The sequence below is a fragment of the Rhizorhapis suberifaciens genome (assembly GCF_014200045.1).
Classification (GTDB): Bacteria; Pseudomonadota; Alphaproteobacteria; order Sphingomonadales; family Sphingomonadaceae; genus Rhizorhapis; species Rhizorhapis suberifaciens.
In genome coordinates this window covers 119,091-135,719 of sequence record NZ_JACHOV010000001.1, presented here as the reverse complement: position 1 = coordinate 135,719, position 16,629 = coordinate 119,091, and the positions used below count along the sequence as shown (strand labels likewise).

At 57.7% G+C, this 16,629-nt stretch carries 18 protein-coding genes and 2 tRNA genes; 10 read left to right on the top strand and 10 right to left on the bottom strand.

Annotation, left to right across the window (positions count from 1 at the left end; all coding sequences use genetic code 11):
- Positions 1-40: 40 nt before the first annotated feature.
- The gene (locus HNQ99_RS00680; RefSeq protein WP_184473719.1) at positions 41-904 is read right to left on the bottom strand and encodes an SMP-30/gluconolactonase/LRE family protein; all 864 of its coding nucleotides are present in this window, start codon (positions 902-904) and stop codon (positions 41-43) included.
- A 10-nt stretch (positions 905-914) separates the two neighbouring features.
- On the bottom strand, positions 915-2,714 hold the full coding sequence (locus tag HNQ99_RS00675; protein ID WP_184473718.1) for an IlvD/Edd family dehydratase: 1,800 nt from the start codon (positions 2,712-2,714) through the stop codon (positions 915-917).
- Positions 2,715-2,944: 230 nt separating this feature from the next.
- On the opposite strand from HNQ99_RS00675, the gene HNQ99_RS00670 reads away from it, so the two are divergent.
- From HNQ99_RS00670 to HNQ99_RS00660, 3 genes are read left to right on the top strand one after another with little or no spacing between them, the layout of a single operon-like run.
- Positions 2,945-3,823: a 2-dehydro-3-deoxygalactonokinase gene (locus HNQ99_RS00670; protein ID WP_184474006.1), complete on the top strand. Its 879-nt coding sequence runs from the start codon at positions 2,945-2,947 to the stop codon at positions 3,821-3,823.
- The gene (locus HNQ99_RS00665) at positions 3,820-4,473 is read left to right on the top strand and encodes a 2-dehydro-3-deoxy-6-phosphogalactonate aldolase (protein WP_184473717.1); all 654 of its coding nucleotides are present in this window, start codon (positions 3,820-3,822) and stop codon (positions 4,471-4,473) included. The genes HNQ99_RS00670 and HNQ99_RS00665 overlap by 4 nt, the downstream gene beginning before the upstream one ends.
- A gap of 54 nt (positions 4,474-4,527) precedes the next feature.
- Positions 4,528-4,911 carry a VOC family protein gene (locus HNQ99_RS00660; protein ID WP_184473716.1) on the top strand — a complete coding sequence of 128 codons (384 nt, stop codon included), beginning with the start codon at positions 4,528-4,530 and terminating at the stop codon, positions 4,909-4,911.
- Between the two features lie 143 nt (positions 4,912-5,054).
- On the opposite strand, the gene HNQ99_RS00655 is transcribed toward HNQ99_RS00660, so the two are convergent.
- Both HNQ99_RS00655 and HNQ99_RS00650 read right to left on the bottom strand, forming a co-directional pair.
- Positions 5,055-6,845 carry a tetratricopeptide repeat protein gene (locus HNQ99_RS00655; protein ID WP_184473715.1) on the bottom strand — a complete coding sequence of 597 codons (1,791 nt, stop codon included), beginning with the start codon at positions 6,843-6,845 and terminating at the stop codon, positions 5,055-5,057.
- A gap of 188 nt (positions 6,846-7,033) precedes the next feature.
- Positions 7,034-7,119, bottom strand: a tRNA-Tyr gene (locus HNQ99_RS00650).
- Positions 7,120-7,216: 97 nt separating this feature from the next.
- On the opposite strand from HNQ99_RS00650, the gene rlmB reads away from it, so the two are divergent.
- Both rlmB and HNQ99_RS00640 read left to right on the top strand, forming a co-directional pair.
- The gene (gene rlmB, locus HNQ99_RS00645; protein ID WP_184473714.1) at positions 7,217-7,957 is read left to right on the top strand and encodes a 23S rRNA (guanosine(2251)-2'-O)-methyltransferase RlmB; all 741 of its coding nucleotides are present in this window, start codon (positions 7,217-7,219) and stop codon (positions 7,955-7,957) included.
- Positions 7,958-7,990: 33 nt separating this feature from the next.
- Positions 7,991-8,755, top strand: a complete 765-nt coding sequence (locus HNQ99_RS00640; RefSeq protein WP_184473713.1) for a hypothetical protein — start codon at positions 7,991-7,993, stop codon at positions 8,753-8,755.
- 17 nt (positions 8,756-8,772) lie between these two features.
- Here HNQ99_RS00640 and HNQ99_RS00635 read toward each other — a convergent pair whose 3' ends face one another.
- Positions 8,773-9,438: a uracil-DNA glycosylase gene (locus tag HNQ99_RS00635; protein WP_184473712.1), complete on the bottom strand. Its 666-nt coding sequence runs from the start codon at positions 9,436-9,438 to the stop codon at positions 8,773-8,775.
- A 23-nt stretch (positions 9,439-9,461) separates the two neighbouring features.
- Between HNQ99_RS00635 and folK the strand changes: the two genes are divergently transcribed.
- The 5 genes from folK (at position 9,462) to HNQ99_RS00610 (ending at position 12,342) form a co-directional block, all read left to right on the top strand.
- On the top strand, positions 9,462-9,971 hold the full coding sequence (folK, locus tag HNQ99_RS00630) for a 2-amino-4-hydroxy-6-hydroxymethyldihydropteridine diphosphokinase (protein ID WP_184473711.1): 510 nt from the start codon (positions 9,462-9,464) through the stop codon (positions 9,969-9,971).
- Positions 9,972-10,011: 40 nt separating this feature from the next.
- Positions 10,012-10,087: transfer RNA gene (locus HNQ99_RS00625), tRNA-Lys, on the top strand.
- A 183-nt stretch (positions 10,088-10,270) separates the two neighbouring features.
- Positions 10,271-10,531 (top strand): type II toxin-antitoxin system ParD family antitoxin, encoded by a 261-nt coding sequence (locus HNQ99_RS00620; RefSeq protein ID WP_184473710.1) that lies wholly within the window; start codon positions 10,271-10,273, stop codon positions 10,529-10,531.
- 14 nt (positions 10,532-10,545) lie between these two features.
- Positions 10,546-10,854 carry a type II toxin-antitoxin system RelE/ParE family toxin gene (locus HNQ99_RS00615; RefSeq protein ID WP_322790283.1) on the top strand — a complete coding sequence of 103 codons (309 nt, stop codon included), beginning with the start codon at positions 10,546-10,548 and terminating at the stop codon, positions 10,852-10,854.
- A 492-nt stretch (positions 10,855-11,346) separates the two neighbouring features.
- On the top strand, positions 11,347-12,342 hold the full coding sequence (locus HNQ99_RS00610; RefSeq protein ID WP_184473709.1) for a hypothetical protein: 996 nt from the start codon (positions 11,347-11,349) through the stop codon (positions 12,340-12,342).
- 183 nt (positions 12,343-12,525) lie between these two features.
- Here the strand turns inward: HNQ99_RS00610 and HNQ99_RS00605 are convergent, their stop codons facing one another.
- From HNQ99_RS00605 to HNQ99_RS00585, 5 genes are all read right to left on the bottom strand, one after another.
- Positions 12,526-12,966: a very short patch repair endonuclease gene (locus tag HNQ99_RS00605; protein WP_281376738.1), complete on the bottom strand. Its 441-nt coding sequence runs from the start codon at positions 12,964-12,966 to the stop codon at positions 12,526-12,528.
- Positions 12,963-14,012 (bottom strand): DNA cytosine methyltransferase, encoded by a 1,050-nt coding sequence (locus HNQ99_RS00600; protein ID WP_184473708.1) that lies wholly within the window; start codon positions 14,010-14,012, stop codon positions 12,963-12,965. Before HNQ99_RS00600 ends, HNQ99_RS00605 begins: the two co-directional genes overlap by 4 nt.
- The gene (locus HNQ99_RS00595) at positions 14,009-14,704 is read right to left on the bottom strand and encodes an MAE_28990/MAE_18760 family HEPN-like nuclease (RefSeq protein WP_184473707.1); all 696 of its coding nucleotides are present in this window, start codon (positions 14,702-14,704) and stop codon (positions 14,009-14,011) included. Before HNQ99_RS00595 ends, HNQ99_RS00600 begins: the two co-directional genes overlap by 4 nt.
- Positions 14,705-14,721: 17 nt before the next feature.
- The gene (locus HNQ99_RS00590) at positions 14,722-15,843 is read right to left on the bottom strand and encodes a DUF262 domain-containing protein (protein ID WP_184473706.1); all 1,122 of its coding nucleotides are present in this window, start codon (positions 15,841-15,843) and stop codon (positions 14,722-14,724) included.
- A gap of 206 nt (positions 15,844-16,049) precedes the next feature.
- On the bottom strand, positions 16,050-16,247 hold the full coding sequence (locus HNQ99_RS00585; RefSeq protein WP_184473705.1) for a DUF5818 domain-containing protein: 198 nt from the start codon (positions 16,245-16,247) through the stop codon (positions 16,050-16,052).
- Positions 16,248-16,629 lie beyond the last annotated feature (382 nt).

Sequence of the window (16,629 nt, the reverse complement as noted above, 5' to 3'; positions counted from 1 at the left end):
ATGAGATGTAGCTCGGATCGGGCAATGGTGAACCGGTTCTTCAGCCGGCGAACATCCCCGGCTCCAACCCCCTAACACCGGCGTCTACTTCGAACAGGCAACCCGCATTCACCTCGCTCGTCATATTCTCGGCAGCGGAGGTCACGAACATCCGGTCAAGATTTTCCCCAGCAAAGCATATGTTCGTAATCTGGCTCGCAGGAAGATCGATCTTGCAATTGAAACCGCCATCGGACGCAAAGCGGCTGATCCGTGATCCGCCCCAATGCGCGACCCACAAATACCCTTCCGCATCGCAGGTCATGCCATCGGGAAGGCCCCAATCGTCCAGAAAGCGGACGAACGGCTGTTTCCCAGTAAGGACGCCATCTTCGTGCAGTTCAAAGCGATAGATCGTCCGGGCCGGGCTGTCGGTGTGATACAGCCATTGCTGGCAGGGGCTGATCGCAGGACCGTTGGCAACGCTGTAACCGCTGTCGACTTTTACAACGCTGCGATCGGGGTCGAGCCGGTAAAGCCCGCCTTCCGCCCTATCGGAATCAAGCGGCATCGTCCCTGCCCAGATGCGCCCCCATTGATCGGCTACGGCATCGTTCAGCCGGTTTCCCGGGAGATGAGGTTCCGGGTCGCAAATGGGCACGACTTCCACCGGATCGAACCGAAGCTCGGCAAAGCCATTGCGAAAGCCAGCGATGAACCCTGGAGCATTCCGCCGCTCAATAACCCAGCCGATCAGGTCGGGCATCGTCCAGCGGTCGACCTGACCGCTGGCTAGCGACAGCCGGTTAAGCGCGGGCGACAGGATATCCGTCCAATAGACCGCATTTTCTCGGCGCGACCAAAGCAGCCCTTCTCCCAATTGGTCGCGTGTCTCGCCGCGGTCGATGATGCGGTAATCGACCAAATCTCATCCTTTAATGACTATGGCGAGGAACGCCGACGGTCTGCGCCAGCCGTTGATAGGAAATAGCTGGTTCAAGCACCGCGCCGGTCTCCAGTTGCCCGGTCCAGGCGCGCTGCATTTCCTGCCACGGGGTCTGGCTCGCGGGATAGGCATAGCCGCCCGCTGCCTCCAACTCCTCTCGCCGCCGGGCCAGTTCCTCATCCGACAGCAGAACGTTGGCCTCGCCCTTGCGCAAATCGATCCGCACGCGATCGCCCGTTCGAAGAAGGGAAAGATTGCCACCCGCCGCCGCTTCAGGCGAAGCATTGAGAATAGACGGGCTGCCCGAGGTCCCGGACTGCCGGCCATCACCCATGCAAGGCAATGAATGAATGCCCCCCTTGATAAGATCGGCTGGCGGCCGCATGTTCACCACCTCCGCTGCGCCCGGGTAGCCGACGGGACCTGCGCCGCGCATGATGAGCAATGTATTTTCGTCAATGCCGGCCGCTGGGTCGTCGATCCGCCGATGATAGTCTTCCGGGCCGTCGAAGACGACCACCGGCCCTTCGAAAGCCTCGGGATCATCAGGGTTGGAGAGGTAGCGCTGCCGGAATTCCGGAGAAATCACCGACAATTTCATTACCGCGCTGTTGAACAGATTTCCGCGCAGAACCGAAAAGCCCGCCCCTTCCTTCAATGGATCATCGAAGGATCGAATGACGCGTTCGTCCTCGATCCTTGCATGGCCGCAATTCTCGCCCACCGTGCGGCCATTGACGGTCAAAGCGTCTTCAAAGATCAAGCCCTTGCGCATCAGTTCGGCAATTACAGCAGGTACGCCACCTGCATGATAATAATCCTCGCCCAGATACTCGCCCGCAGGCTGCAGGTTTACTAATAGCGGGATGTCGCGACCATGTTTCTCCCAGTCGTCGATGGAAAGGTCTGTTCCGACATGCCGCGCCAGGGCATTCAAATGGATCGGCGCGTTGGTTGAGCCCCCGATGGCCGAATTCACCCGGATAGCGTTGAGAAACGCCTCCCGGGTCAAGATATCGGAAGGCTTCCGGTCGGCGGCGACCATTTCGACAATCTGTTTGCCCGTCTCATAAGCCGCCTGCTGACGGTCCCGATAGGGGGCCGGGATGGCCGCAGAGCCGGGCAGCGACATCCCCAGCGCTTCGGTCAGGCTGTTCATCGTCGTCGCCGTGCCCATGGTGTTGCAATAACCCGTCGATGGGGCGGAGGAGGCGACCAACTTGATGAAGCCTTTATAGTCGATCTCACCTGCTGCGAGCAGTTCGCGCGCTTTCCAGATGATAGTGCCGGAGCCTGTCCGTTCTCCCTTGAACCAACCGTTCAGCATCGGCCCGACCGAAAGTGCGATCGCCGGAATATTGACCGTGGCCGCCGCCATAAGGCAGGCAGGCGTCGTCTTGTCGCAACCGATGGTGAGAACCACGCCGTCCAGCGGATAGCCGAAAAGTATTTCGACCAGAGCTATATAGGAAAGGTTGCGGTCCAGCCCCGCAGTGGGCCGCTTGCCGGTCTCCTGGATCGGGTGAACCGGAAATTCCAACGCGATGCCGCCCGCCTCGCGAATGCCTTCGCGGACTCGGTCCGCCAGCACCAGATGATGGCGGTTGCAGGGCGCTAAATCACTTCCGGTCTGCGCAATGCCGATGATTGGCTTGCCGGACTGTAGCTCTTCAAGGCTCAGCCCGAAATTCAGATAGCGCTCAACATATAAGGCCGTCATGTCAGGATTCGACGGATCATCGAACCATGCGCGGGAGCGAAGTCTCGGCTTGAGAAAATTCTGACTCATGTGCACCTGTTATTCATGGTGGAGAGCCGACAGAATATACGCCGACAAATTACAAACGGCTGAGAGCCGACACAAGCATAATCCGGCGTTGCAGGGATCATCGGAGGCCTCACCACGTTGAAGCAGCGTGCGCCGGATGCCTGGGGTCAGCTTCAGCACAGCCGCTGACTGCAGCATTGCGGGTGGGCCAGTCATCCTGGTTCTTGCAACCTCTTAGCTATGTGGTGGTGATGCGCGAACAATGCTTCCTTGCCGTGGATTGGGGCACAACTAACCGACGAGCGTACCGAATTGATCCCTCCGGCTCAGTGGAAGAAAGCCAACGCGACGATCATGGCGTGCTCGCTGTGCACCCAGACCAGTTCGCCGCAGAAGCGCAGGCCGTTCGGGAGCGGATGGGAGACCTGCCGATGCTTTGCGCCGGCATGGTGGGATCCGATCGCGGATGGGCGGCAGTCCCCTATGTGCCCTGCCCTGCTGGCATCGCCGATCTGGCGTCTGGAACGCAATGGATAGAGCCAGGCCGAACCGCCATTGTCCCTGGAGTCGCTTGGCATGGCGATGGTCGCAATGACGTGATGCGCGGGGAGGAAGTGCAATTGCTGGGGGCAGTGCTCTCAGGCATGGCGCCCGCCGATGCGCTACTGTGTCAGCCGGGTACGCATTGCAAATGGGCACGGATGGAAGGAGGCCGCATCAGCCGCTTCGCCACCGCCATGACGGGCGAAATGTTCTCCATTCTTAAGAAGCACAGCCTGATAGGCGCGCAGATGGCGGGAACCGTTTCCCCCGATGCGGAATTCCTGCGGGGCGTCGAGGATGCACGGGACTACACGCTTCTGACACGCCTCTTTGGCGTCCGAGCTGATTTCGTCACGGGGGCAAGGAAGGGAGATTATGCGGCCTCCTATGTAAGCGGACTGCTGATCGGATCGGACGCCCATGCGCAGTTGAGGGACGTTCCGGCGGACGTCCATATTCTCGCTGATCCACAACTGGGCGATCTCTACAGCGCCGCTATAGAAGCGGCGGGGGGACGTGCCATATTGCTCGACAGCCATGATGCTTTCGTGGCCGGGATTCAGAAAATTTGGAGAGCATTATCATGACGATGCCGATCGACTTTGCGGCCGCCCTTCAGCGCTGTCCCTTGGTGGCCATCCTGCGCGGCATTCAACCTGACGAGATCGAGGCAGTCGGTTCGGCCTTGGCCGACGCGGGTTTTTCCCTGATCGAAGTTCCCTTGAATTCACCCGATCCGATCCGCTCAATCGAACGGCTCGCGAGGCATCTCAAGGGCCGGGCTGTTGTAGGAGCCGGAACTGTCCTGACCCCAGCGCAGGTGCGGGACGTGGCGCAAGCGGGAGGACGCATCATCGTTTCACCTAACACCAACCGGTCGGTCATAATGGAAACCGCCAAGGCGGGACTTGCCTCCCTCCCTGGCTGCTTCACCGCCAGCGAAGCCTTTGCCGCCATAGCGGCAGGAGCCCATGCGCTGAAGGTCTTCCCCGCCGAAGCCATGACTCCCGCAGCGCTAAAAGCACTCTGTGCAGTCTTGCCAATGGAAACCCCAAAGCTTGCGGTGGGCGGGATCGCGGCGGATACTATGGGCCCCTGGGTGAAGGCCGGTGCAAATGGATTTGGTCTGGGGTCGGCGCTGTACAGTCCGGGCGCTTCGGCTGAAAAGGTGGGTCAGAAGGCGCAAGCCTTTATCAGCGCCTGGTCCAAACTGAAGATGGCAGAAGCGTCGAATTGATGCCTATGATCTAATAATTAGACGTGCCTCCTACATCGGAAGAGGATTAATGCCATGACGGTAGAATTGAACCACTCAATTGTCTGGTGCAAAGACAAGGAGCGTAGCTCGGCTTTTCTCGCGGACATACTTGGACGACCCGCGCCGACAGAGTTCCATCACTTCCGTGTCGTTGGGCTGGATAATGGCGTGTCACTCGACTTCATGCAGAAAGAAGGGCCGGTAGCGCCTCAACATTATGCCTTTCTGATTGGCGAAAGCGACTTTGACGGCGTATTTTCGCGCATTCAGAGCGCCGGGCTTGCCTATTGGGCAGATCCGGGAAGGTCCCGTTCAAACCAGATCAACCATAATGATGGCGGACGGGGTATGTATTTCGAGGACCCCGACGGTCACCTTCTCGAGGTTCTTACCCGGCCTTATGGCAGCGGCGCATAGGCTTTCTCTAAAAGCTTTAGAGCGTAACGACTGTCATATTTTGACCCGTTCTTCCCGCGCGAGGCCAGGGACGCTGGCTTGGAACGAACGTCTCGACTTCGCTCAATACGAACGGATGGGAGCCATCCTAATGTTATTAGGGTCTAAAGCCTGTCCATGACCAGCCAGCGCCGATCCCCCAGCCATGCGTTGGTAAGCGCCGCTTCACTCGCCGCCGCGCCGGATCGGTCGCCCATGGTCCGCTGCGTCCTCGCCAGGCCATATAGCGCCCAGCCATTATTAGGCGCCTGCGCCAGGGCCTCCAAGAAAGCCTGACGCGCTGCCTTCAAATCACCGAGCCGATAGAGCGACGCACCTAAAGACTGCTGGACCGGATAATACCAGAAAGGCGGCTCCATATAGGGAATGGTGTCTTTAATGGCGATTGCCTGACGGTAAAGATTGGCGGCTGTCTTGTATCTCGCCTGGGCATGGGCAAGCCTTGCTTCGGCTATTACTTCTGAAAGCCGCAAAAGTTCGGGTGCGGGCACGCCCTGGTCGACCATCGGCTTGAAATCTGTCCCTTCGCGAATTTTCCGGATGGCGGCCAGTTCTTGTCGGACTGCCGCTGCATTCTTGTTCTGCGCATAGGCGACCGCCCGCGAATAATGCCACATGCCCGTGACATAAGGCAGCCGCTCGTCAGGAGCCTTCAGCGCCAATATGTCCTTGGGCGCGGCGAATTGCGCATAGGCGAGATATGGCGCGGCGTTGACGGGTTGCAGCCAGGGCACCTTGGATGTGATATCGACATTCAATATGTTTCCGAGCTTTTGGGCCTGCTCAATCGCCGTGTGCATGTCCCCTGCCATCTGGGCCGAACTGACGATGAAATGCACGTTGTGCGGATAATAGCCAAAGCGATACAGGCCAGCCGTGCCGGATTTCTGCAGATAAGCCTCATCGGCCTTCGCCGCATCCAGATTTACTCGGATCGAATCCTTGAACCGGCCAACACGATAATAAAGATGCGCCGGCATGTGGACCAGATGACCGGCCGCCGGCACCAAAGGTTTGGCGAGCCTGTCGGCATAGCTTTCCGCGCGTTCCGGATGAGCCGAAGCCTCCATCAAATGAATATAGAGATGCTCCGCCTGCGGATGGTCAGGATTGCGCTTCAAAACGCCTTCCACCAACGCAATCGCCTTACCGATATTACCCTTGGGTGTCTGCAGATCGGCTTCCCAATAGTTCCAGGGCTGCGTGTCCATGACGGCTTCGGCGGCAAGCACGGCGACATTGTCGTCCTGGGGAAAGCGCTCTGCCACTTGCATCATCTTTTGCGCATAGCCCTGATCCAGGGTGGCACGATCCGCCGCCGGATCAGGCGAGTAGCGCGTGGCAAGCGCCTCGATCAACGCCTGCTCCAACGGCGTTGCCTTGCCTTTTAGCGCAGCTGCATGCTGCGTCGCCGCCACCGCCTGGGCGTTGACCTGAGGGTCCATCGGCGCGTTGATATTGGGACCGTGCGCCAGCGCCTCTCCCCACCAGCACATCGCGCATTGGGGATCCTTGCGCTGCGCCTCGCGGAATGACCGGATCGCCTCTTCATGATTGAAGCCATAGGTCAACATCAGTCCCTGATCGAAAAAGCGCTGCGCGTCTGCATTTTGTGTCGTGACCGGATAGGTCAGGGCGCCAAGCCCGGTGAACAGAGCAGGAGCCCCCTGCCCCCCAGGCATATTGGCCATCGCCTCCTGAGCATATTGCAAACGCTTGCGAAGCAGGTCGCCCGCCCTGCGCGATCCGCCGCACATTGCCAGCACCTGACGGGAAGGATCACGAAGCCGCAGCGCCTCTTCGGAAAAATCGGATGAGACCGGCATGGCGCTCGCAGAGATCGCACCCAGCGTGCCGAGCGAAAGCAGGCCAAGCCATTTGCTTGTTCCAGGCATAAATCATCTCCCGCACCTTAATCAGGGCCAGGTCCCTAAGGCGCGCAGTTTTATGAGGCTTCGCCAACAGGCTGGCCGCGGCCCGATGATTAGTCCTGCGCCGAGGCAATCTGCGCCCGGCCGCACGCAAGGTCAAGCTACCCAAATGGGCTGATTTTCAGGAAAATATCAGGTTATTCTTGGGGAGATGGTGGACAGGGCTGGATTCGAACCAGCGTACGCTCTCGCGGGCAGATTTACAGTCTGCTGCCATTAACCACTCGGCCACCTGTCCATGGAGCCGCCGGATTGTGAAAAAATCCGTAGGAGGCGCGTCTTTGACGAATGGAGGCTTGCCTGTCAATGCCGGTCCGTGGAAAAGAGCCACAATCATGAAACGAGGACATCGAACAGGAAAGCCCAAGGGTGGCTATCCCCGCTTCTGGGGCCGCCACGCCGTCACCGCAGCGCTCGCAAACCCGGATCGGGTGGTGCGAAAGGTCTGGGGTACCCGCGACGCATTGGCGCAGCTTGATCTGCCGCCAGTGCTGCCCATCGTCTATTCCGACGTCGCCGATTTGGGCCGCATGGTGCCTTATGACGCGCCGCACCAGGGTCTGGTAGCCGAGGTCGAGCCGCTGGAAGACATCTGGTTGGGCGATATGCTGGAACAGGGCCAGGACGATATGCGGCCCATATTGGTGCTCGATCAGGTGACCGACCCGCATAATGTTGGCGCGATTCTCCGATCGGCGGCTGCCTTCGACGCCCTTGGCATCGTAACACAAGACCGCCATGCGCCGCCGGAATCGGGAACGATTGCCAAGGCCGCCTGCGGCGCGCTGGAGGTTGTTCCATGGGTGCGCGTCGTCAATCTTGCCAGAGCGCTCGATGAGATTGCTGAGGCCGGCTACTGGCGCATCGGCCTTGATGGGGAAGCCGAAGAGTTGCTGGACAAAGCGGTCGGCAATTCAAAGGTCGCGCTGGTGCTCGGGGCGGAGGGCGAGGGCCTGCGGCATAACAGCATGGCGCATTGCGACATACTGGCCAAACTGCCCATCAGTCCGCGCATGGAAAGCCTGAACGTATCCAACGCCGCAGCGATCGCGCTTTACGCGACAGCCAATCGCTGATCTATCCGTTTGGGGCGAAAAAGGGGGGAAATCATGTATCCATATCGTCAGATCCTGTTCGCCTTGCTTGCGCCCTTATTGCTCAGCTCCTGCTTGCTGACACCGGGAAAGTTCGATTCCACCCTCGACATCCGGGGGGACCGCAGCTTCACCTTTACCTATAAGGGCGAAGTCATCATCTTTGACATGGCCAAGGAGATGACAAAGAAGTTTCCTTCCACCTCTTCGGATGAAGACAAGGATGAGCTAAAACAGGAAGGGACCTCTGACAGTTCCTTCGCACCCATGGATATATCGGCGGACCAAGCGCCAAAGACTGGCGGTGATGCCCTGAAAGGCGAAGGAGATGACGAAACCAAGATGAAGGCAATTGCCGACGCCTTGTCAAAGGAGACCGGGTACAAGTCCGTGCGCTATGTGGGGAATGACACATTCCTGATCGACTATGAAGTTCACGGCACGCTGGACCACGCGTTCGTCTATCCCTTCAACGTCGATGCTGAAATTGTTTTTCCATTCATCATTGTTGAATTGCGTGGCAAAGACATGGTGCGGATGAAAGCCCCCGGTTTCGCCAACAGCGATAGCAAAAATGGGGGCTTGGGCGGCAGAGGTTCGGCCGATCCGCTGAGCAAATTGGACGGTACGTTCACGCTCATCACCAATGCCGAAATCGTGAGCCAGAATAGTGAAGATGGAGCAGCCGCAGCACCGGGCGGACGGAAGATCGTGTGGCGCGCCACGGCTCTCACCAAGGATGAACCGATGGCGATGTTGAGAGTAGCGCCACTGCCCTGATCCTTCGCTCAACGGCCTTATGTCGGCAACTGCTTCACCAATTCAACGGCGCGTGCGAATACAGCCTCAAACATCGGCGCCGTCAGTCGCCCGGTGTTGGTGTTGTACCGCGAGCAATGGTAGCTATCGATCAACCAGCGGCCGCCCGGCATCTTATGCTCCGCGCCATGGCCAAATTTCGCCTTGGGAAGCCTTCCTCCCAATACTTTTACGGTCGACTGATGCGCGATCTGGCCCAGCGGGATGAATATGCGCGCGTTGGGCAGTGCGGCCACTGATCTTTCCAGAAATTGGCGGCAGGTGCGTATTTCTTCGGGTACCGGCTTGTTCTGCGGCGGCAGGCATTTGACGGCGTTGATGATGATCGCATCCTGGAGCGTCAGATTGTCATCCACCCTGGATTCATACTTTCCAGTCGAAAGTCCGAACTTCTCCAGCGTGGAAAACAGCAAATCACCTGCATAATCACCGGTAAAAGGCCGGCCGGTCCGGTTCGCGCCGAATTTGCCGGGCGCGAGGCCTACAATCGCGATCCGAGCCGCAGGATCGCCAAAGGCAAGCACGGGCGCATTCCACCAGTCAGGGAATTCGATCCGTACTTGCTCACGATAGGCAACGAGCCGGGGGCATAGCGGACAATCGCGTGGCGGCTCGGTTTCCGGAATGGGACTTTCAATCTGCATAGAGGCGCGATAGGCGCAATGCCATGCACAGGGCAAGCTACGCCATAGGATTGGGCTCTAATCGGCCGCACCACCGCCATGGCTCGCCCCGCGGCGTCATCATCGCGGCATTGCAGGCGCTCAATAGGGCGGGGCTGCACCTCCGCGCTTCTTCGCCTATTATAGAAAACCCTCCCATCGGACCCTCCCGGCGCAGATTTGCCAATGCGGCGGCGATTGTGGAGACCGAATACGACCCCATCGCCCTGCTCGCCCGCCTGAAGCGCATAGAGCGTCAGTTCGGCATGCGAACCGGCCAACGCTGGAGCGCACGAACGCTGGACCTGGACATTATTCTGTGGTCCGGGGGCATTTGGAAGCACAAGCACTTGTCCATTCCCCATAGCGCCTACCGAGAACGCAATTTCGTCCTGGCCCCCCTCGCCCGCATCGCCGCTTCCTGGCGGGACCCGATCACGGGCCTGACGGTGCAGCAACTCCACAGCCGTGTAAAAAAACCAAAGCCGGTTGACCGCAAACCAAAGCCCGACTAGGGGAAACCCCTCACCCGCCAACCGCGCAAGCGCGGTACAAGGGCCCTTAGCTCAGTCGGTAGAGCAACTGACTTTTAATCAGTAGGTCGCTGGTTCGAATCCAGCAGGGCTCACCATGTTTTCAATGATTTAGCGTTGGTTTGGGACCCCGGCATAGCCGTGAGTACCGGCGGGGTATCACTGGGGTACCAGACTTTTCGCTCGAAAATACGGGCATCTCTCTCAAGATTGCCCTTGGGCACACCTCCATTGAAATCCTATGCGAATAGGATTAAATCCTACTGATGTAGGAGGTTCCGATGCGTTCGACTCAACAATTCAGCGTGACGTTGCCTAATGAGATGGCAGCACTTGTTCGGGCCAAGGTGGCGTCCGGAGAATATGCAAGCGAAAGCGAGGTCATCCGGGAAGGTCTTCGCGCGCTCAACGCTCGCGAACGTGCCCTGAATGATTGGCTGACCCAGCAGGCTCTCCCTTCCTACGACGCCTATCGTGCCGATCCGTCGAAGGGCATCCCGTTGGAAGAAGTCCGGGCGACCATCGGCAAGCGGAACGGCTGAGTGAGACCAGAAGAATGACGATGTCCTATCGCATCGTCTTCACACCAGAAGCCCGCGATCAGCTCGACCGTCTCCATGCCTACATCTCGGCCGCCGCTGACGTCGAGACCGCTTCACGCTTCACGGACGGGATCATCGACCATATCGATGGTCTGAGCGAGTTCCCCAAACGAGGAACGCCGCGAGACGATCTCCGATCAGGCCTGCGTACAATCGCCTGGCGCCGCCGGGTGACGATCGCTTTCGTAGTCGAAGAAACCGACGTGGTGGTGGTCGGCATCTTCTATGGCGGCAGAGATTTTGAAAGCCTACTTGAAGGCTGAAGGAGCGCTATTGGTCTTCGGGTCGGCCTTTTAATCAGTAGGTCGCTGGTTCGAATCCAGCAGGGCTCACCATATATTTCAATTACTTATACGTGATTAAAGTGGTACGCGATGCCCTAAAAGGCTGTTGGGGTACCGATGGGGCATCAGAGTTTGCCTTCAATTGTCTAAAATTTGAAGTTCGCAGGCGTAATGGGAGTTGCGTCACCTCATCCACACGCTAAGATTTTAAGATGCCACTGATTTCTATCTTCGAGACAGCACCCGAAAGTGTCGCGAAATTCAGCATAGAACAAGTAGTCTCGACTGCCGGTGATGGCATGTTGAAAGACGATACTAGCTGCTCTGCCGAACTGAGGGAATATCTAGGAAGGATAGGGAACAGAAAAGATCGCCGATTATGTCCACCATTGCCTTTCGGTTCCTTTCCAAAAGAGCGGTCTGGTTCTACAAGACCTGGTCAACGAGCTAGGCCGTCGCCTCGACTATGAAGTGATCAATGGTCGCTATCACGGCACCCAAGGCAAGATCGGGTTCGATGGACTATGGCTGTCGCCTGAGGATCATACGCTCATCGTCGAGGTGAAGACCACCGATGCCTATAGGCTTTCCCTTGACACGCTGGCTGTCTATCGCGCGAAGCTTGCCGAGGCTGGCAAGCTCTCATCGGAGTCGTCCATCCTAATCGTGGTGGGCCGGCAGGATACGGGTGAGCTTGAGGCGCAGATTCGCGGGTCGCGGCATGCCTGGGATATTCGCCTGATAAGCGTCGAGGCGCTCATCAAGCTCGTCCTGCTCAAAGAAAATACCGAAGCGCTTGAAACGGGGCTGAAGATGCGTAGCCTGCTCACCCCAATAGAGTATACGCGTCTCGACCGCATGGTCGACGTAATGTTCACCACCGCAACAGACGTCGAGGAAGAGCCTGATCCTGAGGTCGAGGAGTCGGCGGACGCAGCGGAACGGCAATCTGCGAACACGTTGGTCCCACCCGTTATTGGTTCGACAATGTCACGGCCTGTCCGCACCAAGGGGACCTGGCACTTCACCGACGCGGAACTTTTGCAAGCTAAGCGCGAGGATGTGATCGCGGCGTTGAGCCACCGGGAGGGAACCAGTCTAGTCCGCAAGAGCCGTGCGCTCTATTGGAACGCGCAACGCGATGTCCGCGCAGCTTGTTCGATGTCCAAGCGCTACACCGGCAAAAACCAAGCGCCTTATTGGTATGCTTATCATCCGCAGTGGGAAACCTTCTTGGCCGAGGCCGGTCGTGGCTATTTCGTCCTTGGGTGCATGGACCGCGATACTGCCTATGCAGTCCCACATTCCGCAATGGGCCCACTCCTGCCCTTGCTACACACAACAAGCAACAAGCCTGGCAGCACCTATTGGCATATCCACTTGGTAGAGTATAGCGAAAGCCTCGCTATATCAGTTCCGAAATCCTCTCCCTTGGACTTGCGCCCTTTCGAGATGGAGATTAGCTAAGCACCAGACTCGCTGAACGAATAATCTTTGGCGTATCAATAGCATTATTGGCAATTTAATTATTGATCCATATCATAATGCTAACGATGGGATATAAAGCGGCAAAGATTAAGCCTCAGAGACCATGTTCCGCAGACACATTGACATTTGAGACTGTGATTTAATTTAGGGTCTGGTAGTCACCTATTCGGTTTGACAATTCCCTGTAGTGGATGGTGCTAGCGCTACTAGCACTTTGGAATCCAATTTCACCGGGTTCCTCGTCTCGCATTCCCAGACGACCAAGACCTGCCAACCGTCTGCACGCAGTGCATCTTCATTGCGACGGTCGCGAGCGATATTGGTTGCGAACTTGTCCTGCCAGAAATCCTCTCTGGTCTTTGGTGTGCTCGCTTTCGAGCAGCCTGGATGTCGATGCCAGAAACAACCATGGACGAATATCACTGTCCTGTATCTCGGCAATACAATGTCTGGCCGTCCGTGCAGATCAGCTTGATGGAGGCGGAACCGGTATCCTAAGCGATGCAACGTCCGTCGCACCAACATCTCTGGTTTGGTATCCTTCGGCCCTACACGAGACATGAGGGCCGAACGTTGTGGGGAGACTGGCGGATCGGTGGTCAACGCTCCGAGCCGAAAGCCTTCACGTGATCGACCAGAATCCCGCCTATGAACTCGCCCAAGAGGACCGGCACCGCGTTGCCGATCATGCGTCCGAGCGTGCTGAAATTGATCGATGCTCCCTTCGGCACGAAGGCGTAGTTTTTCGGGAAGCTTTGTAGCATCGCTGCCTCTCGAAGACTGATCGCCCGATCCTGCTCAGGATGTCCGAACCGGCCGTTGCCAAAGCCGTAGCATTGTGTGGTCATCGTCGGTGCGGGCGCATCCCATTCCATGCGCCCATAGACAGAAGGAAAGGTACTACCGGTCGGTCGCGTGTGGCAGGCCGCAACGAGTTCGTTGGGCCAATCGCGCCATGTACCACCCGGCTTCGAGTGGCGGATTCGAGCGAGATTGAGATCACTCAGCGAGGCGGCGGCATGAAGCGGATCCTCAAGGTCGGACGATCCAGCCGCCAGCGGAGGAAGCTCGGAAATAGTTTGCCGTACGGTTGCTTGCGGCTTGTCCGCGTCAGGAATGACGATCGGACCGAGCAGTGATGCAACCAGCACTAGACGCTGCCGGCGTTGCGGCAAACCGATGCCGCGTCCGTCCACCACCTTGAAATCGAGATCGTATCCAGCTCCGTGCAAGTCTGCGACGAAATCCTTGAATATCTGCTGCTTCAACAGCGGCGGGACATTTTCCATCGTCACCAGCGTCGGCCGTACCGCCAGCACGAGCTTGGAGAACGACTTGAGAAGCTCCCAATCTTCATGCGGTGTAGCGCGCTTAGCCGCTTGCGCATACGATGAGAACGGCTGACACGGTGCACAACCCGCCAGCAGCGTGATCTGGGCATCGCCGAACGCCATCCGCACGTCGGAAGGTAACAAGTTTGCAACGTCGGCTTCGAGAAACTTCGCCGCGTTATTTTTTTCCATCGGATAGCGGCAGGCCGGGTCAAGATCGACGCCGAGTTCGACCTTCACGCCAGCTTTGGTTAGGCCGTGCGTCAACCCCCCAACCCCACAAAAGAGGTCGACTGCAACGATCTGCTGAGTATTCACGCTGCGGCCTGTTGTTGCGCGAGATAAGCTTTCGAGTCGAGGAATGCCCCGTAGGACTCTGTAACGGCTTTAAGGAACGGCAGAATCCGCCCACCCAAGGCTGAGATTTCGTCCAGGGTATGATCGTGAGCCCCCTCCTCGAAGGTTGTCGCTCCATGGGCGATCGCATTTCGACGGCTCGCCAGATACTTCATTGCGGTCATCTCGTTCCGGTAAACTTTTTCAAACGCTGCCCGCTTGATAGCATTGGAGAGAACAAGTCGGCAACCGAGACGTTCTGCCACCTTCTTGATAGCTTCATCGTCCCAGCTTCCCGGCTCGCCCTTTATCTTGAAGGCGCTCGGCGCTTCCCCGGACGCAAGGACGCTGCTGATGCCGGCGAGCCTTGTGACAGCACCTTCCCCCAAGCGATCCTCGCCGTCCCATATGGCAGCGCGGACCCATTCCCTGAGCACGACCTCTTTCCACAGTTTCGGTTTCTCGGTGACGATCGTCTGCCCGACGATATCCATGGTCCGGGTCGTGACGGCTTCGACAATGTTGTACAGATGAATGAGCAGGCCAGACTTCAAAGTATTGACATGCCGTACCTCGACTTGGGCCGTGTCCGCACCGGTCGCGTCATCTACGCGAGCCTCCAGCAGGCGAGCTACGAACAAATGCCGCTCGAACTCCGATCTCCGCTCCTCCAAGTAGTCGAGAACCTCCCTCATTGCTGCAACAACCAATTTCGAGTGAGCCTTATGCGATTGAGCAGCTTGCTTTTCACATTCGCCGCATCCGATTTCGTAGCCTCCAGGAAATCGAGTGATTCGAGCAACGGCGTCATATCCGTCGCACGATCCGGAACCGTGGAATCAGCTCGCAATGCAAGCGCAGAACCAACGGCGATGGACTCAAACCTAACCCGTGGCACTTGTTTGCCGGTTTCGGATTTGGTGAATCCGTTCGGAGAGACCGAGTGAATGAACCCCAGGGCATTCGCGAAGTCTGTGCGCATCGCGGCAATCGTCTGCGACTGCTGACCATTCTCCTGTTCGAGCGTGATCCGGTCGTTCATTTCTTTTACGAACTGGAAGAAAAACCGGCGCGGTTCCTCTCTGTACGACACGATGTCGCCGTCCCCGTCGTTCGCAGCCGGATCGAAGCTGTTCAGATACGCGAAGAAGCGGGTCACCAATTCCTCGCGCTCACGTTTGTTGACCAGTTCCGCACTGATCGGCGTAAGCTCTACGAACGTCTCGTCGTTCGCCAGTTCGATCACGAGATCCATGAATGGCCCGGGAAGGCTCCCTCTCCGGATTTCGGCATCGTTAGCGGTCGTCCCGCCGGTGTTGATGCGTGCAAACATCTCCGTCCGCGTTTCCGCATCCGTGGTGTTGTCCAGAATGATGACGCGGATCGGAATCTCACCGAACTTCAGTTGGCGTGATGGCGGCAGATCAGAGAACCGAAAGCCGTTGAGGGCCGGGATGGTTTCCAGATCACGCAAGGCGAATTTGTCCGCCATGAAATCACGAATCGTACGCAGACGCTGCGAACCGTCGACGATCTCCATCCGACCATCCTTGTCCTGCCAAAAGAACACGAAAGGGATCGGCAAACCCATGAGCACTGATTCGATGAACTTCGACTTTTTAGTCGATGTCCAGATCAATTCCCGTTGATATTCCGGTACGTAATATCGTTCGGCATTAAGCTTCTGCACGATAAACTCGAACGAATACTCTGTAACAGTAAACTTTACCGTCTTAGAATAATCGATGATTTGCCGCTCAGCTTCTTCGATCCGCTCGGGAGCGAGGGATGCCTTCTTCCTCCTTTGTGTCATACTTGGCCATTTTCCGATTTATGTGTCGTGTTCGATGAAGATAACTCAGATCGCGATGTCAATCTGGTCGGGGTAGGAATCCTCTAGAGATACAGGGTACCCAATGACCATTTCGCTGCGCATCTGCAAGCGCTTGATCGTAGATGCGGCAACAGCCAGAACACTGCAAAGAGTACTACTGTGAGTCAAGGCGCGGTTTCAGCCGCTCACAGCCGATGCACGTCCAGCAGATCGAACCCGGAGCGTGCGCCTTCCACAGTAATGCGCCGATCAACATGGCGCCTAATGCGCCAGATCATGCCGAGGTCCAGCCTCCACATGCCGCCGTCGTCCATTTCCAGCGCATAGCCAAGGCGCGTCCAGCGCAACGTTCCCGTAAGGGTGTGTCGGGTGCCTCTCGGCATTCCCTTTCTCCCCGGAAGTCGATGGCGGTACGCCCCCGCTGTTCGACTTCACACCTGATCCTGGTGATCGGGGAGTTGGTAAACCGAAGTGAATCGGTCCCTACGACCTTTAGGCTGGGAAGCCCTGGACATACGCCGCAGGCTCCCCGACCATAAGGGTCAAGGATGTGTGGACCGCATCGGGCGATCCAACCGTTCACTTTCGGGGTTACCACGCCCCGGAAACCGTGCGTGGCGGTTCCGATGCCTGTATGAGAAAGAAACGCCTGTAACTCAACGACAACCTGCCCCAAGACGCAGGATTTCGGAGAAGAGCCAGCTAAAGCGACGCAGAGAACGGGATCGCAGACGCATTGACTTCGTCCGCAGAGCCGAAGTCTGG

Coding starts and splice junctions, on each gene's coding strand:
- HNQ99_RS00675 (WP_184473718.1), bottom strand. CDS start 2,714: ATGAGTCAGAATTTTCTCAAGCCGAGACTTCGCTCCCGCGCATGGTTC.
- HNQ99_RS00670 (WP_184474006.1), top strand. CDS start 2,945: ATGCGCGAACAATGCTTCCTTGCCGTGGATTGGGGCACAACTAACCGA.
- HNQ99_RS00665 (WP_184473717.1), top strand. CDS start 3,820: ATGACGATGCCGATCGACTTTGCGGCCGCCCTTCAGCGCTGTCCCTTG.
- HNQ99_RS00660 (WP_184473716.1), top strand. CDS start 4,528: ATGACGGTAGAATTGAACCACTCAATTGTCTGGTGCAAAGACAAGGAG.
- HNQ99_RS00655 (WP_184473715.1), bottom strand. CDS start 6,845: ATGCCTGGAACAAGCAAATGGCTTGGCCTGCTTTCGCTCGGCACGCTG.
- rlmB (WP_184473714.1), top strand. CDS start 7,217: ATGAAACGAGGACATCGAACAGGAAAGCCCAAGGGTGGCTATCCCCGC.
- HNQ99_RS00640 (WP_184473713.1), top strand. CDS start 7,991: ATGTATCCATATCGTCAGATCCTGTTCGCCTTGCTTGCGCCCTTATTG.
- HNQ99_RS00635 (WP_184473712.1), bottom strand. CDS start 9,438: ATGCAGATTGAAAGTCCCATTCCGGAAACCGAGCCGCCACGCGATTGT.
- folK (WP_184473711.1), top strand. CDS start 9,462: ATGCACAGGGCAAGCTACGCCATAGGATTGGGCTCTAATCGGCCGCAC.
- HNQ99_RS00620 (WP_184473710.1), top strand. CDS start 10,271: ATGCGTTCGACTCAACAATTCAGCGTGACGTTGCCTAATGAGATGGCA.
- HNQ99_RS00615 (WP_322790283.1), top strand. CDS start 10,546: ATGACGATGTCCTATCGCATCGTCTTCACACCAGAAGCCCGCGATCAG.
- HNQ99_RS00590 (WP_184473706.1), bottom strand. CDS start 15,843: ATGACACAAAGGAGGAAGAAGGCATCCCTCGCTCCCGAGCGGATCGAA.
- HNQ99_RS00585 (WP_184473705.1), bottom strand. CDS start 16,247: ATGCCGAGAGGCACCCGACACACCCTTACGGGAACGTTGCGCTGGACG.